Origin of the sequence: Marinobacter nanhaiticus D15-8W (genome assembly GCF_036511935.1) — a bacterium.
Lineage (GTDB): Bacteria > Pseudomonadota > Gammaproteobacteria > Pseudomonadales > Oleiphilaceae > Marinobacter_A > Marinobacter_A nanhaiticus.
In genome coordinates this window covers 2584341-2597957 of the sequence record NZ_AP028878.1, presented here as the reverse complement: position 1 = coordinate 2597957, position 13617 = coordinate 2584341, and the positions used below count along the sequence as shown (strand labels likewise).

Annotated in this window: 10 protein-coding genes and 1 pseudogene; 4 read left to right on the top strand and 7 right to left on the bottom strand. The window is 58.7% G+C overall.

From position 1 onward, the window contains the following. Nucleotides 1–53 precede the first annotated feature (53 nt). The gene (locus RE428_RS11610) at nt 54–2171 is read left to right on the top strand and encodes a putative bifunctional diguanylate cyclase/phosphodiesterase (RefSeq protein WP_004582178.1); all 2118 of its coding nucleotides are present in this window, start codon (nt 54–56) and stop codon (nt 2169–2171) included. 211 nt (nt 2172–2382) lie between these two features. After that, nucleotides 2383–3828, top strand: coding sequence for a peptidoglycan DD-metalloendopeptidase family protein (locus RE428_RS11605; protein ID WP_115840340.1), 1446 nt, complete (start codon nt 2383–2385; stop codon nt 3826–3828). A gap of 70 nt (nt 3829–3898) precedes the next feature. On the opposite strand, the gene RE428_RS11600 is transcribed toward RE428_RS11605, so the two are convergent. After that, complete coding sequence (locus RE428_RS11600; protein WP_004582176.1) at nt 3899–4144, bottom strand: HP1242/YdcH family protein; 246 nt, start codon at nt 4142–4144, stop codon at nt 3899–3901. A 222-nt stretch (nt 4145–4366) separates the two neighbouring features. On the opposite strand from RE428_RS11600, the gene RE428_RS11595 reads away from it, so the two are divergent. Both RE428_RS11595 and RE428_RS11590 read left to right on the top strand, forming a co-directional pair. Continuing rightward, on the top strand, nt 4367–5218 hold the full coding sequence (locus tag RE428_RS11595; protein ID WP_004582175.1) for a cytochrome c oxidase assembly protein: 852 nt from the start codon (nt 4367–4369) through the stop codon (nt 5216–5218). After that, a pseudogene (locus RE428_RS11590) lies at nt 5215–5829 on the top strand (SCO family protein). Before RE428_RS11595 ends, RE428_RS11590 begins: the two are co-directional and overlap by 4 nt. 14 nt (nt 5830–5843) lie before the next feature. Here the strand turns inward: RE428_RS11590 and lpdA are convergent. The 6 genes from lpdA to RE428_RS11560 all read right to left on the bottom strand — a co-directional run bounded on the left by lpdA (nt 5844) and on the right by RE428_RS11560 (nt 13518). Continuing rightward, entirely contained in the window at nt 5844–7244 is a 1401-nt protein-coding gene (lpdA, locus tag RE428_RS11585) for a dihydrolipoyl dehydrogenase (RefSeq protein ID WP_004582173.1), read from the bottom strand. A gap of 128 nt (nt 7245–7372) precedes the next feature. Continuing rightward, nucleotides 7373–7903: a helix-turn-helix domain-containing protein gene (locus tag RE428_RS11580; RefSeq protein WP_004582172.1), complete on the bottom strand. Its 531-nt coding sequence runs from the start codon at nt 7901–7903 to the stop codon at nt 7373–7375. A gap of 148 nt (nt 7904–8051) precedes the next feature. After that, entirely contained in the window at nt 8052–8696 is a 645-nt protein-coding gene (locus RE428_RS11575) for a response regulator (protein ID WP_004582171.1), read from the bottom strand. After that, nucleotides 8675–11698 (bottom strand): sensor histidine kinase, encoded by a 3024-nt coding sequence (locus RE428_RS11570; protein ID WP_004582170.1) that lies wholly within the window; start codon nt 11696–11698, stop codon nt 8675–8677. Before RE428_RS11570 ends, RE428_RS11575 begins: the two co-directional genes overlap by 22 nt. Before the next feature lie 131 nt (nt 11699–11829). Beyond that, a complete protein-coding gene (locus tag RE428_RS11565) occupies nt 11830–12612 on the bottom strand; it encodes an alpha/beta hydrolase (protein ID WP_004582169.1) in 783 nt (260 codons plus the stop codon). Between the two features lie 69 nt (nt 12613–12681). Then, on the bottom strand, nt 12682–13518 hold the full coding sequence (locus RE428_RS11560; RefSeq protein ID WP_040883475.1) for an alpha/beta fold hydrolase: 837 nt from the start codon (nt 13516–13518) through the stop codon (nt 12682–12684). Nucleotides 13519–13617: the final 99 nt, after the last annotated feature.

Sequence of the window (13617 nt, the reverse complement as noted above, 5' to 3'; positions counted from 1 at the left end):
GAGGAGCTTTCACAGTTAAGGTTGAGTCCGGCGACTTAAACGAGGCCAAGGATATGAGGCTGAAAGAATTTATACGTTCCCAAATGGAGGAGATTCTCCGCGCCTGGGAAAAAAACGCGGCAGCTATTCTTCCGGACCTGGATTTCACACAGCAAGAGCTGCGCAACCACATCCGCCACGTGCTGCTCGGTATCGCCTCCGCCATGGAGCGCCCGCAAACCAGGGAACAGCAGGTCGAGAGATCGCGAGGCCTCGCGCCACGTCCAGACGCTGAGACGTCCGCCGAAATTCACGGGGCTGAAAGGCAGGGTCTTGGCGCGCACGTCGTACAGGTCACCTCAGAGTATCGAGCGTTAAGATCGACCATTATTCATCTGTGGCGGGACGTTGATCCCTCCGCGAAGGAAGAATGGGCCGTCGCCGATATCGTGAGTTTCGATGAAGCCATAGACGAAGCCCTCGCGGAATCCGTTGAGCGGTATGCCTCGGAAAAGGAAAAGCAGTCACGGCTATTCGAGACAATGCTTGCCTCACTGCCAGACCCTTCTTACGTCCTAAGCACCGGTGGCCGGTTTCTCTACGCCAATACTGCCATGGCACAGCTTTGTGGACTGCCCCGACATCAGCTTTTGGGTAGGAACTTCAAAGAGTTCGACTTGCCGTCGCACTATAATAGTGAGGAACCGCTTGAGCGGGTTATCACATCGAAAAAGCAAGTCAGAGGCGAAGTGGAGATACATGGCCGAGGGCGTCGTACTAAATACTTCGAATATGTATACGCCCCGGTGTTTGACACGCAGGGCAACGTGGAAGCCGTATCAGGCATCGCTCACGATGTAACCGCACGAAAAACGTCAGAGGCGGAGATCTGGCGCAGCGCCAACTATGATCAGTTAACCAGCATACCCAATCGGCGTCTCTTTTTGGATCGCCTTCATCAGCACGCAAGCCACTCTGAACGTACGAGCGAAACATTCGCACTGCTGTTTATAGACCTGGACCGTTTCAAGGAGGTGAATGACGAGCTCGGCCACGATGCCGGCGATCTGCTATTGCAGCTTGTCGCCGGGCGAATTGAGACCCATATCCGCCAGAGCGACACTGTAGCGCGGCTCGGGGGCGATGAGTTTACCGTGTTGCTACTGAACGCGGGTCGTATTGAAGATATCGAGTACATCGCGGGTAATATCCTGCGAGACCTGGCCAAGCCATTCCATCTCAACAAGGACGTAGTCACGATTTCCGGCAGCATCGGGATTACCCTTTTTCCTAACGACGCGCAGACGATCAAGCAGCTCCTGAATAACGCCGATCGCGCCATGTACCTGGCCAAGAGCGCCGGCCGCAACCAGATCTGTTTCTATCAGGACATCATGGCCCATGCCATGACCGCGCGGCAGGAGCTGATCAGCGACCTAAGGTCGGCACCGGACAAGGGCGAACTACGTATTCACTACCAGCCGATTATCGAGCTCGACTCCGGCCGCATCGCTAAGGCGGAAGCGCTGCTGCGCTGGTCCCACCCGACGCGCGGGCTGCTTGGCCCGGCCGAATTTCTGGGTCTCGCCGAAGAAGCCGGTCTTATGGAAACGATTGAACAATGGGTTTTCTCGCAAGTCGCCGCCGATGCCCATCACTGGGGCACCCTTTCACCTGAACCGTTTCAAGTGACGATCAACACCTCGCCCATACAGTTCATGCATAACGGTCACGCCAGGCCCTGGGAACCGCATCTGGGCCTGTTTGCCAAATCCAGCACCCAAGTCGCCGTTGAGCTCACGGAAAATATTTTCCTGCAGGACTGCCGCGGGCTTGATGAGCGCTTTTCGACACTCCACAAAGCTGGCATTCAACTGGCGTTGGATGACTTTGGTACCGGCTACTCGTCCCTCGCCTACCTCAAGCGGTTTAACATCAACTACCTGAAGATCGACCAATCCTTTGTTAAGGACGATGGCACGGATTTCAGTAACAAAGCGATTGCGGAGACGATTATCGTCATGGCCCACAAGCTTGGGCTGCAAGTCGTGGCTGAAGGGGTGGAAACCGAGGAGCAGCGGGACTGGTTAAGGGAAGTCGGATGCGACTTTGCCCAGGGCTTCTTTTTCGCCCACCCGGTGCCGGCAGTGTCCATGGAATTGCTGATCAAGAGTGGACGTAGCTTTCATTGAACCGGAGCATGCGTATTGAACGGGAGCATGCGCTGAGCGGGATGGCGGGACTTTAGCGACAAACCGACAGTAAATTGCCGTCGTCATTCGCTTCACTATCCCGGTCGACAAACTAGGGGTATCCTTCGCCGTGGCTTGTATTAGCTGGCGGAAATAACCTTATCCGACACGCTTGTTCCAAACATTTTTCCTGGCAGATCTATCGCTTTCCATGTCCTTTTCACTTCGTTTTTCCCCCAAGGTACGCCATCTTCTTGTCCTTGTTGTCGTCTGTGTCCTGACGCTCCTGTTCTTCTGGCGTTCCGAGTCCTCAAGCGCCGTATCCATTCCGGTGGAGACTTTCCCTGACAAGCGAGTGGCCGGGAATCATGCCTCGGCCGACGAAGAAGGCCCTGTTCAGCTCCCCGTTACCGCCGAGCCTGGCGTGTCCGAAGCCGGGGAAGAGAATGCGTTTGCCGAGGCCATCGAACCTCAACCGACCTCGGTGGATTACCAGATCCAGTCCGGCGATACCCTGAGTGAGATCTTCGAGAAGCAGGCGATCCCTGCCAGGACCTTGCATCAGTTGCTGGAGGCAGATGCGGAATTCCTGGCCCTCGAAACCCTGCAGCCAGGCACGTCTCTCCGCTTCAGTTTCGACAGCAACAAACAACTCCAAAGCCTTGAACTGGAACTGGATCCGGCCCGGACGGTGACCTACTCCCGTTTGGAAGGAGGCGATTTCGAGCACGAACTGGTGACCAAGCCGCTGCACTGGCATACGGCGCTGGTGGCTGGGGATATCCAGGGCAGTTTTTACGCCTCCGGCCTGGAAGCCGGGCTCAACAAGGGCCAAGTGGCACAGGTCAGCCAGTTGCTAAAGAACAAGCTCAATTTCCGGAGAGACTTGCGGGCCGGCGATACCTTTTCGGTCGTGGTAGGCGAAGAAATGACGGCCACCGAAGCCACCGGCAACACCCGGATCGAGGCGATCGTCATGCACCGTGGTTCCAAGAACTATTACGCCTTTCTGTACTCGGACGGCAATTACTACGATGAGAGCGGCGAGAGCGTCACACCGGCCTTCCTGCGCTATCCGACCAAACGCCATTATCGGGTCAGTTCGCCGTTCAACCCCCGCCGCCTGCATCCGGTTACAGGACGGCGGTCACCCCATAACGGCGTGGATCTGGCAACGCCCTCGGGCACGCCGATTATGAGCACAGGGGACGGTATCGTCTCCCGTATCGGTAACCATCCCTACGCCGGCAAGTATGTGGAAGTCGAGCACAGCGGCGCCTTCAAGACCCGTTACCTGCATCTGAGCAAGATCCTGGTCAAGCGAGGCCAGGCGGTGAAGCGTGGGGAAAAGATCGCGTTGTCCGGTGCTACGGGCCGGGTCACCGGGCCTCACCTGCATTTCGAATTCCACGTCAAGCGCCATCCGGTGAATCCGCTCACGGCCAAGATTCCAACCTCGGCCCAAGTGCCGGAAGACGGTCTGGTCGCCTTCAAGCGGCAGATCCGCCGCCAGATGGCTCAGCTCAAACAGCCGGAGCAGGCGCCCACACAGTTGGCCCGCCGTTCCGAGGCCGATGCGCGCGGCCGGCGGGAAGACTGGACAAAGCTGTGCAAGCGTCCTGGGCAGTGTCGGTATAACACGTCATCGAAGCAATAATCGGCCGCAACAGCAACGCGCTGCTATACCGCGGTATTGCTAATGCTCATGTTGCCGATATCCGTTGCCGTCAGATCGGGTGGTTCGATAGCTTGGTGTAGAGTGTGTCCTTGAGGTGGGCACGCTCCTTCTTCATCTCCATGAAGTGCGTGTCGTCGGTGGGGACTTCGCGGTACTCGAGTCCTCGAATGGACTTGTCCAACTTGTCGTAGTGGTCAGAGAGCTCCTTGAACTGCACATCTGAGCCGCGTAACTCACGAATCAGGTCCTTGTACTCAGGAAAATCTTTATCCAACGCGTGATCACTGATCGACATAATCCCCTCCTATTCTCGTGGGCTTGACCATACGGTCGGCGACGCGGCGATCCCGGCCACCACCAGTCAAGCATAGCATTCATGGCCGACACCAATGCCGGGTACTAACACATGTTAATCTGACCTCCTCTGACTAGCTGTATTCCCTGGATAATTGAAAACCTGCCATAATCCGTCAGGATGAGAGCCTGGCCTGTTGGTTTCTCGGCATAAGGCAACCCGATGTCCTGGATCGACTTCCTGCTGCCCTATGATTTCTCGCCCGTTACCGTAATCGGCTTTACGGCCGTGCTGGTCATGTATCTGACCGGCGTCAGACGGTTGCCGGCTGGTCGAAGGCCTGGACCGTTACGCGTCGGCACGTTCCTACTGGGACTGGGGATGAGCTATGCGGTCATGCAAACCCGCTTCGACTACTACGCGCAGTACATGTTCTTCGTTCACCGCGGGCAACACCTGGTCCTGCACCATCTCGGTCCGTTCCTGATCGCGTTGTCCAACCCCCTACCCGTCATCGGCTACTGGCGCCACCGGATTCCGGAAGGCGTCCGGCGCCGCTTCAAACCACTAGGTTCCTTCTACCGCTTCCTGCAACACCCGCTGGTTGCATCGGTCCTCTTCGTCGGCCTGATCTATCTCTGGTTGTGGCCGTCGATCCACTTCGACGCCATGCTTAACCGTGACCTTTACTGGATCATGAACTGGAGCATGCTACTGGATGGCTTGCTGTTCTGGTGGCTGATGCTTGATCCGCGCTCCCCCGCTCGATCTTCGGCCCTGGGTTATGGCAAGCGCATCCTGGTGCTTGCCCTAGTCGCACTGCCTCAACTGGTGCTGGGCGCCTGGATCGTGTTCGCCCATGGTTCCGTCTATGACGTTTACGAAGTCTGTGGCCGCGCCTGGCCGATTGCCCCGGAGACCGACCAGTTGCTCGGCGGTCTGCTCACCTGGATCCCGCCAGCGATGATGAGCATCCTGGGTATATTGCTCATGCTTCGACGGTTGATGAACGATGGACGCAGTGATGCCAAACACCTTGACAATTCACCTTCAGAAGGTGCCCCAATATCATGATTTATAATATTTCGTCGATAACGGTGCGCTGCTTGTTCCTGGTAATGATGACCACTTTGGTGGCGGGCTGTTCCCATGAACCAGCCCCCTGGAACGGCAGGGATATCGAGGGCGTCATGCCCGACCTCGCCTTCGACCTTGAGGGCACCGGTGGCCGGCGCGTTCATGCCTCCGATACCGAGGGACAGGTGCGGTTGCTGTTCTTTGGCTTCACCTCATGCCCGGATGTGTGCCCGGCGACCCTGGCGTACCTGCAGCAGGTGTTCGAGGCGATGCCGGAAGGCCGGCGCGACGAGGTCACCGCTCTTTTCGTCAGCGTCGATCCCAAGCGCGATAACCCGGAGCGGCTGGAGAAGTAAGTCAGCTTCTTCAGCGACCGCATTGTCGGCCTGACCGGTTCCGAAGATACGCTGCGGGACCTGGCCAAACGCTACCGGACCACCTTCGGCTACGGCGAGCCGGACGCCGACGGCAATTACGAGGTCTCCCACAGCAGTGCGATCTACGTGTTCGATAAAAAGGGGCGCATCCGCCTTCTCTTGCGCCCGGACCTGCCGAAGGAAAAAGTGGCTGAAGACCTTACGAGGCTGGCCAGGGAGTCATCAGCGTAAACGATCAGGGGTCACTAAGCCTGCATCGCCCACCCATCCACGTCCATGGCGGCTTGCCTCAGGGCTTCCGAGCGTGTCGGATGCGGATGGCTGGTGAGCGCAATATCTTCTGCAGTCGCCGCAAACTCGATTGCTACCGCATATTCGGCAATCATGTCGCCTACATTCGGTCCAATCATGTGTACACCCAGGATGGTCTCGCTTCGGGCATCCGCGAGCACTTTCACGAATCCTTCGCCTTCATGGTTGATCTTTGCCCGGCTGTTGGCAGAGAACGGGAACTTGCCCACCTTGTACTCCCTTTCCTCGGATTGGAGCTGTTCCTCGGTCTTGCCCACGGTGGCCACTTCCGGGCGGGTGTAGATTACGCTGGGAATGGCGTTGTAATTGACTTCGCCAGATTTCCCCGCAATCAGCTCGATACATGCTACCGCCTCGTCTTCCGCCTTGTGGGCGAGCATCGGGCCCGACGTGACATCGCCAATAACCCAGATTCCGTCTACCGGACTGCGGTGCTTTGTGTTGCTCAGCATGCCGCGGTTATCGGTTTGCAGACCCACCGTTTCAAGACCAAGGCCCTCGGTGTAGGGTCGGCGGCCGATCGCCACCAGCACGTAGTCGGCTTCGAGCGTCTGTTTCTCGCCCCCGGCTGCGGGCTCGAGTCGCAGTTGGACGCTGTCGCCGTCGCTTCGTGCCTCGGTCACCTTGGTGGCCAGCTTGAACTTGATACCCTGCTTGCTCAGGCTGCGCTGGAAGGTTTTGGCGGTTTCGGTATCCATACCGGGGCAGATGCGGTCGAGATATTCTACTACCGTGACCTCACTGCCCAGGCGGCGCCAGACCGAGCCCAGTTCCAGACCGATTACGCCGGCGCCAATGACAACCAGCCGTTTGGGAACCTCCGATATCGACAAGGCGCCGGTGGAATCCAGGATACGGTTTCCGTCAAAAGGCACCCCAGGCAACGGTGTGGGTTCGGAGCCTGTCGCGATAACGATGTCTTTCGCGGAGAAGGTCTCGTTGGTGCCGTCTGCCGCGGTGATGTCGACCTTCCCCTCTCCCGCCAGTCTCCCCCAACCCTTTATCCAATCCACCTTATTCTTGCGGAACAGGAACTCGATGCCTTTGGTGAGGGCGTCCACGCTTTCGGTTTTTTGCTTCATCATCTGTTCGAGGTTCAGTTTTGGTTTAACCTCGATGCCAAGCGTTGCGAACTCCTTACCCACTGCCGCTTCAAAGTACTCGGAGGCATGCAGCAATGCCTTGGAGGGCATGCAACCGACGTTGAGACAGGTACCGCCGAGGGTCTCCCGACCTTCGATGCAGCCCACTTTCAAGCCAAGTTGCCCGGCCCGTATGGCCGCGTTATATCCGCCAGGACCGCCGCCGATCACCAGTACGTCGTAGTTTTTCATACGCCAATGCCCTCCTGCACGCTGCAGCATCACTTTATATGTTGGTCATAATGTAACGTGGAGTTGATGGGACAGAGTTCCAATAAGTACAAACGCAAATCCGGGGCGCGGCGATCACATATACGTGCTCAGGCCGGATTATCGACATCGGTCATGACTGGGCCGTTGGCATGTAGAGCCTGCCAGATTCTCGGACTCGTCCCCGTCACTCGGTTGAAGACCCGGGTGAGATGGGACTGGTCACAGAAGCCGCATTCAAGGGCGATCTGCGCCAGGGAGTGGCGATGGCGAAGTAATTTTTGCTGGGCCAGCGCAACCCGTTTTCTGGCGACATAGACCATCGGAGTCTCGTGAAAGGTCTGGCGGAAGGCGTGGGAAAAGTGGCTGAGGCTCAAGCCAACAACGTTCGCCAGGTCTCTGGACTGGATCCGGCCGTCGAGGTGCTGGCGGATGTGCTCGTCGATTCGCCTGATCTGCCAAGCTGCCATACCGCCGCAGGACTTCCGCTGCGCCGCTCCCTCGTCCAGAATTTCCAAGGCCTGTACCAGCAACCGTTGGGCCTGCCATAGATCCGACGGAAGCATCGCCGCGGCGTCGTTGAGTAGCTGGGGAACCTGGGTAATGGTTAGAGTGGTCGAATATATCGAAGGGACGTGCATCGGCGAGCTCCAGCATCCGGTCCAGACCTGCGGATCGTACTTGCCAGCCTCGATCCATGGAGGTCTATCTTCGACTCAACGCTATCGATCCGATACCTCACCAAGGGCCGATTCCTCCCCCCTCAAAAGGGTGGTCGATCGACGAACGCTATCCCACCAGGGATGAATCGATGATGCCCCGTTTCAGGCCTATGGCCACGGCGTGGGTCCGGTTGTTGGCTCCGAGTTTGGCGATAACGCTTTTTACATGCCCTTTTACCGTGTCCTCAGTAATCGCAAGCCGCTTTGCAATGACCTTATTGGCGTGACCGAGGGATATCAGCTGCAACACTTCGACTTCCCGCAAGCTCAGGTTTTCTACGCCGAGGTGCTCGGCAAGTTCGGCCGCGATTTCGGGCGGGAACCAGCGCTTGCCCGCAGCCAATGCGCGAATGGCATCGACCAGCTCCCGTCGCAGGGAGCTCTTGAGAAGATAGCCCACGGCACCCGCCTGGATCGCATGTAGGGCGCGCACGTCGCCCCGGTAGGTGGTGAGTACGGCAATCCGGGCTGACGGCGCACCCTGGTGAATCGCTCGAATGGCGTCGATGCCATTCATTTCCGGCATTTGCAAATCCATCAGGATCACGTCGGGCTGGTGCTGCAGGAAACCCTCCACAGCTTCGCGACCATTGTTCGCCTCTCCAACCAGGGCAATGTCGGCCTGGCTTTCAATGACCGCCGCAATGCCCTCCCGGATCAGTGGGTGGTCGTCAGCCACCATGACCTTGATTATCGAACCGGATGACGCCACAGCTTCCTCCTGCCATAGATGATGGGCCTGAGCCAGCGGGGTATCTGCCGCACGTCCGACCGGTAGGCCCGATCACCGGGAACCTGAAGACGCACCTCGGTTCCCTTGTCCTTCTCGCTCGCAATCTTGATTGAACCGCCAATCCAGTCCGCACGCTCCTGCATGCCTCGCAGGCCCCAGTGGCCAGCAGGATCCTCCTTGCCATCCCGCAGCTCCAGACCAGCGCCGTTGTCACGGACCTTGAGCTGGAATGCGGCCGTGCCGAAGGTCACAATCACCCTGATTTCACTCGCTTGGGCATGTTTACTGGCATTAATAATCGCTTCCCGGGCTATCCAGTAAATTTCGTCGTGGACAATGGGGTTCAGCGGCATCGCCGTCCCCTTGAGCACAAGCTTCAGCGGACTGGCATCCCCCGGAACCAGGCTTTGCGCCACGTCCGTTAACCTTCCCATGAGATCCTTGTTCGATCCATCGCGCAGGTTCCGCACCCGGTCCCGTCCCTCGGCAAGCGCCTCGTCTGCCCGGTCGAGCGCCCGCTCCATCTGGATGCGCAACGGCGCCGTACGATCCAGCTTTTCGGCAATGGCCTGGAACTGCAGCACCAGCCCCTGGAATCCCTGCAGCAACGTGTCGTGAAGCTCACGAGCTATTCGCTCGCGTTCGCGGTGACGTTCTTCCAGACGGGCGCGAAGGTTCGATTCGAGGTAGCGCAGACGAAGGATGTAGAGACTCCACAGCAACCCGGCCCCAATCATCACATAGAACATCTTGAAAAGCGGGCTGTTGTAGATCACCGGCGGAATACGGAAGGCCAATGAAGCCGGTTGTACGCTGGGGAGGCCCTGGCCAGTGATGGCCTCCACTTCGAAACGGTAACTCCCCGGGCCCAATCCGGTGTAGATAGCCCGCCGCTGACCGCCGACGTCCTGCCAGCGATTGTCGTAGCCCGTCAGGCGATAGCGATAACGTAGGGCTTCGGGCGCGGCGAAATGCAAGCCGGCGTAGTCTATAACAAGGTGGCCGGGTCTGGGAGGCAACACACTTTCACCTTGCCCGATTACCAATGGTTCAGTATCGACGGCCACCCGCTTTATGGCGACGGTAGGCAGGGTCTGGCTGTCGTGAAGATTGGCGGGATCAAGCCACATGACACCACTGGCAGACGCGAACCAGAGCCTGCCATCGGCACTGCTGATGGCCGTGGGCAGTGGATGGATGCGGAAAGGGTCGTCCGGCAGCCGGTCGATACGTTCGAACGATCGCAGACGCACCTTGTACCCGTTCTCTGCCAGTGCTCGCTGGAGCTCTGTCGCGGGGACCATGATCACAGCGGCAGCGGAGTGCAACCAGAGGTCGCCGTTTGCAACTTCGATCACCGCATGAATGCCACGGAGCAAGGACGGGGTTTCACTTTCGATCGGGATAAAACCTTCTCCAGACAGCAACCCCAAGCCCTCGTTACCGCCCAACCATACCCCTCTCTCGCTATGAAACAGCGCCGTCACATGGCCGACTTTGAGCCCGTCCTTGCCGTCCCAGATCCGGATCGATTCGCCCTCTCGCCTGACCAGCAGGTTGTCGCGGTAACCGAACCAGGCCCTGCCCTGTTCGTCCGTCGCGGCAACAACCGGCATTTGCTGGAGAGACGCGTCGGAAACTGGTGGCGGCTGGGTCCACGCGCCCTCTTTCCAGGTAAAGAGACCTGATCGGTTGATCGACACCCAAAGGGTCCCCGAGCGATCCATCGTCAGTGCCCGGACCGCGGCCTCGGCCGGGTCTTCGACCGGGAGGTAAGTCACGTGGAGCAGTTCCTCACCACGAGATCGCCAAATGCCGCCGGGGCCGCCCATCCACACGGTCCCCGCTTGATCCGTAGCTGCCGCCGTTACCGGTAGCGCGGGTGCGGCGGTCCTGGCCTGACCATTCAAAAGCCGCGTGACCGGCTGGTTGCTCGACCCGGCCCAAATCGCACCATCTGGTGTGGCAGCAAGCGCTACGTTGTAGGCGCCGCTCGATATGCAAGCGGGCACGGCTGAAGCATACTTGAAGCGGTCTAGGCCGGTACTGGTCCCTGCCCAGACAATGCCTTCCCGATCCTCGAAAAGCAGGCCAACCACATCGGACGAAAGCCCATCTTCCTGACGAAGGCGATCCTCCGGCTCGGTCGAGAGCTCAGTCCCGGGCGTGCTTACCCTGACTAGCCCACCCCCGTGCGTTCCGATCCAAAGCATGCCGTCGCTATCGAAAAGAAGGCCTGAGGGGGCGACATCGAGGGAAATTTCGGCTGGAGTCTTACCCGTGGCAACCTGCCGGACCGCGCCAGGGTACATTTGCGAGATCCAGATAGCCCCGTCGGGAGACTGAACGATGTCGGTAACCCATCCGATCGACTCGCCGGTATCGATGAACCTGTGTTCGCCCTTGGGCAGATAGAACAGACGATCGTCGCTGGCGGCCCAGGTCGTGCCATCGCGATCGACGAATACCGAGCGGGCGCTCTCTTCCGGAAAGTTCCAGCCCGTATCTACGATTTCCCACCGTTGACCATTAAAGCGGGCAAGACCGGCATTAGCGGCCGCCCATACGGCACCGTCGTGATCAACCGCAAGGGCGTAAACCGCGCCTTCCGGAAGATCCTGACCTGGCGGATAATCGACCAGCTGCCCGTCCCGAAGGACGCTGACGCCACCGAACCGTTTCCCGATCCACAGAGAGCCATCTGGCGAGGCCAGCAATTGGGAAACGGTCGCGACGGCGTCTCCGTCACTGGAAACGAAACGTTCGAATTCCACGCCGTCGAACCGGTACAGCGAATAATTGGCTCCGAGCCAAAGGTAGCCATCACTGGTCTGGGCAATAGCACCAATCTGCCCCGGGCCCTGCTCGCGGACAGTCCACTTGGTATGATTGAACTGCTCCAAAGAAAGCTTTGCATCCAGGGCGAGGCAGGCCGTCCAGGGAAGAAGCATAATGACAAGAACGAGAGCGCGAGCATTCATCAAACCGTTACCGTCGGAAGAGACCCTGGAAACCGGACGTGATCAAGATGCGGTGGTATGAGTATAGCGCCGCAGCATTCACCGCCGCTCGCAAAAAGATACCTGATAAAGCCCCAGAGCCCCGTATTGCACTAAAGCCCGGCACGCTGCTTCTCGATCCACTCGATGGCGCAGTCGGCCACCTCTTCCCAGCCCTCCTCGGCAATCAACCAATGGGTCCGATTGGGAAAGCTGACATAGCTCGTGTCGGCGACGGAGCGCCGGTAGCGTTTGTAAGTCGCCTTAACCATCGATGCCTGTATGGTGCGATCCGCCTCGCCTGCCATGAGTAGCAGGGGCGCCCGACGATCATTGGCGTAGTTGACCCGGGTACCCAGGCCCAGCGCAGCCTGGAAGAAGATGCGCCCCGGTGCCGGAACAATATATCGTCCGTACGCGTCGTTGGCTTCCTGCGGCGGCAGGGATTGAGCGAAATTCCGCATGAACTGAGGCTGGGTCATGGTCAGGACCCGGTTCCAGCCGTTCCAGGTGGTCAACAGCGGTAGTGCCGCCATCAACGCTGTCAGCCCCGGAGGAACGCCGCGCGGGGGAACGGCATCAATGGCGATACCCAACGCACCCAGTCCCCGATCAAGCAGCAATTGGACAAATAACCCGCCAAACGAATGCCCCACCAGGATGGGCGGATCCTCGTAAGCTGTGACCAGCTGCGCATAGTGGTCAACGATGCGTTTAACATCGAGCGTTGCCAGTGACCGTGCCGGATGCTGGCGTAACTCAGTTACCGGACATTCCATGTAGATCCATGGCGGCGCACTGCAAACGAAACCGCAGGCCCGGAAACGCCCCATAAAAGGCTGCCACGCGTCCGGGGTAAGCCAGGCACCATGAATGAAAAGGACGTGTCGGTTCATCACGATGTTTCTGCTAGCAACTTCGACAGGCGGAGAACAAGGGCCTGGCACGAGCCAGGCCCTAACCTCTCAGGCCTGCGCAAACGCCAGCAGGTCGGCATTCAGGTCATCCTTATGGGTATCCGCCAGTGCGTGGTCACCGCTCGGGTACACTTTCAGCTCCGCCTGCGGGAGCAGTTCCACCGAGAGCTTGGCCGATCCCTCGAACGGAACGATCTGGTCGTCATCTCCATGGATAATCAGCACGGGAATGTCGATCTTGCGTAGGTCCTCGGTGAAATCCGTCTCGGAAAACGCCTTGATACAGTCGTACTGGTTCTTCAGGCCACCCATCATGCCCTGCAGCCAGAACGAGTCACGCATCCCCTGGCTGACCTGGGCGCCCTCGCGATTCGCGCCAAAGAACGGCGTGGTGATGTCCTGAAAGAACTGGGAACGGTCCGTTGCCACGCCCTTTCTGATCTCGTCGAAAGCCGATATCGGTAGCCCGACGGGGTTGTTCTCGCTCTTGAGCATAATCGGCGGCACCGCGCCTACCAGCACAGCCTTGGCAACCCGGGACGTGCCGTGGCGCCCCAGGTAGCGGGTTACCTCGCCGCCACCGGTGGAATGGCCAACCAACATTGCGTCCTTGATATCAAGGTGATCCAGGAGTTCCGCCAGGTCGTCGGCATAGGTATCCATTTCGTTGCCGTGCCAGGGCTGGCTGGAACGTCCGTGCCCGCGTCGATCGTGGGCGATCGCGCGGAAGCCGTTCTCCGCCAGGAACATCATCTGACTTTCCCAGGCATCGGCGGTCAGTGGCCACCCGTGACTGAACACCACCGGTTGTCCACTACCCCAATCCTTGTAGTAGATCTCGGTACCGTCGCTGGTCGTAAAGATACTGGCTTGTTTGTCGCTCATATCCATTCCCTCTTGGTGATCATCTGTGAATTTGCCCTTGAACCTCACAGTCAAGGGAACAACTCCTTTGAACGCTATGACGTGAACCCGGCACGTCGA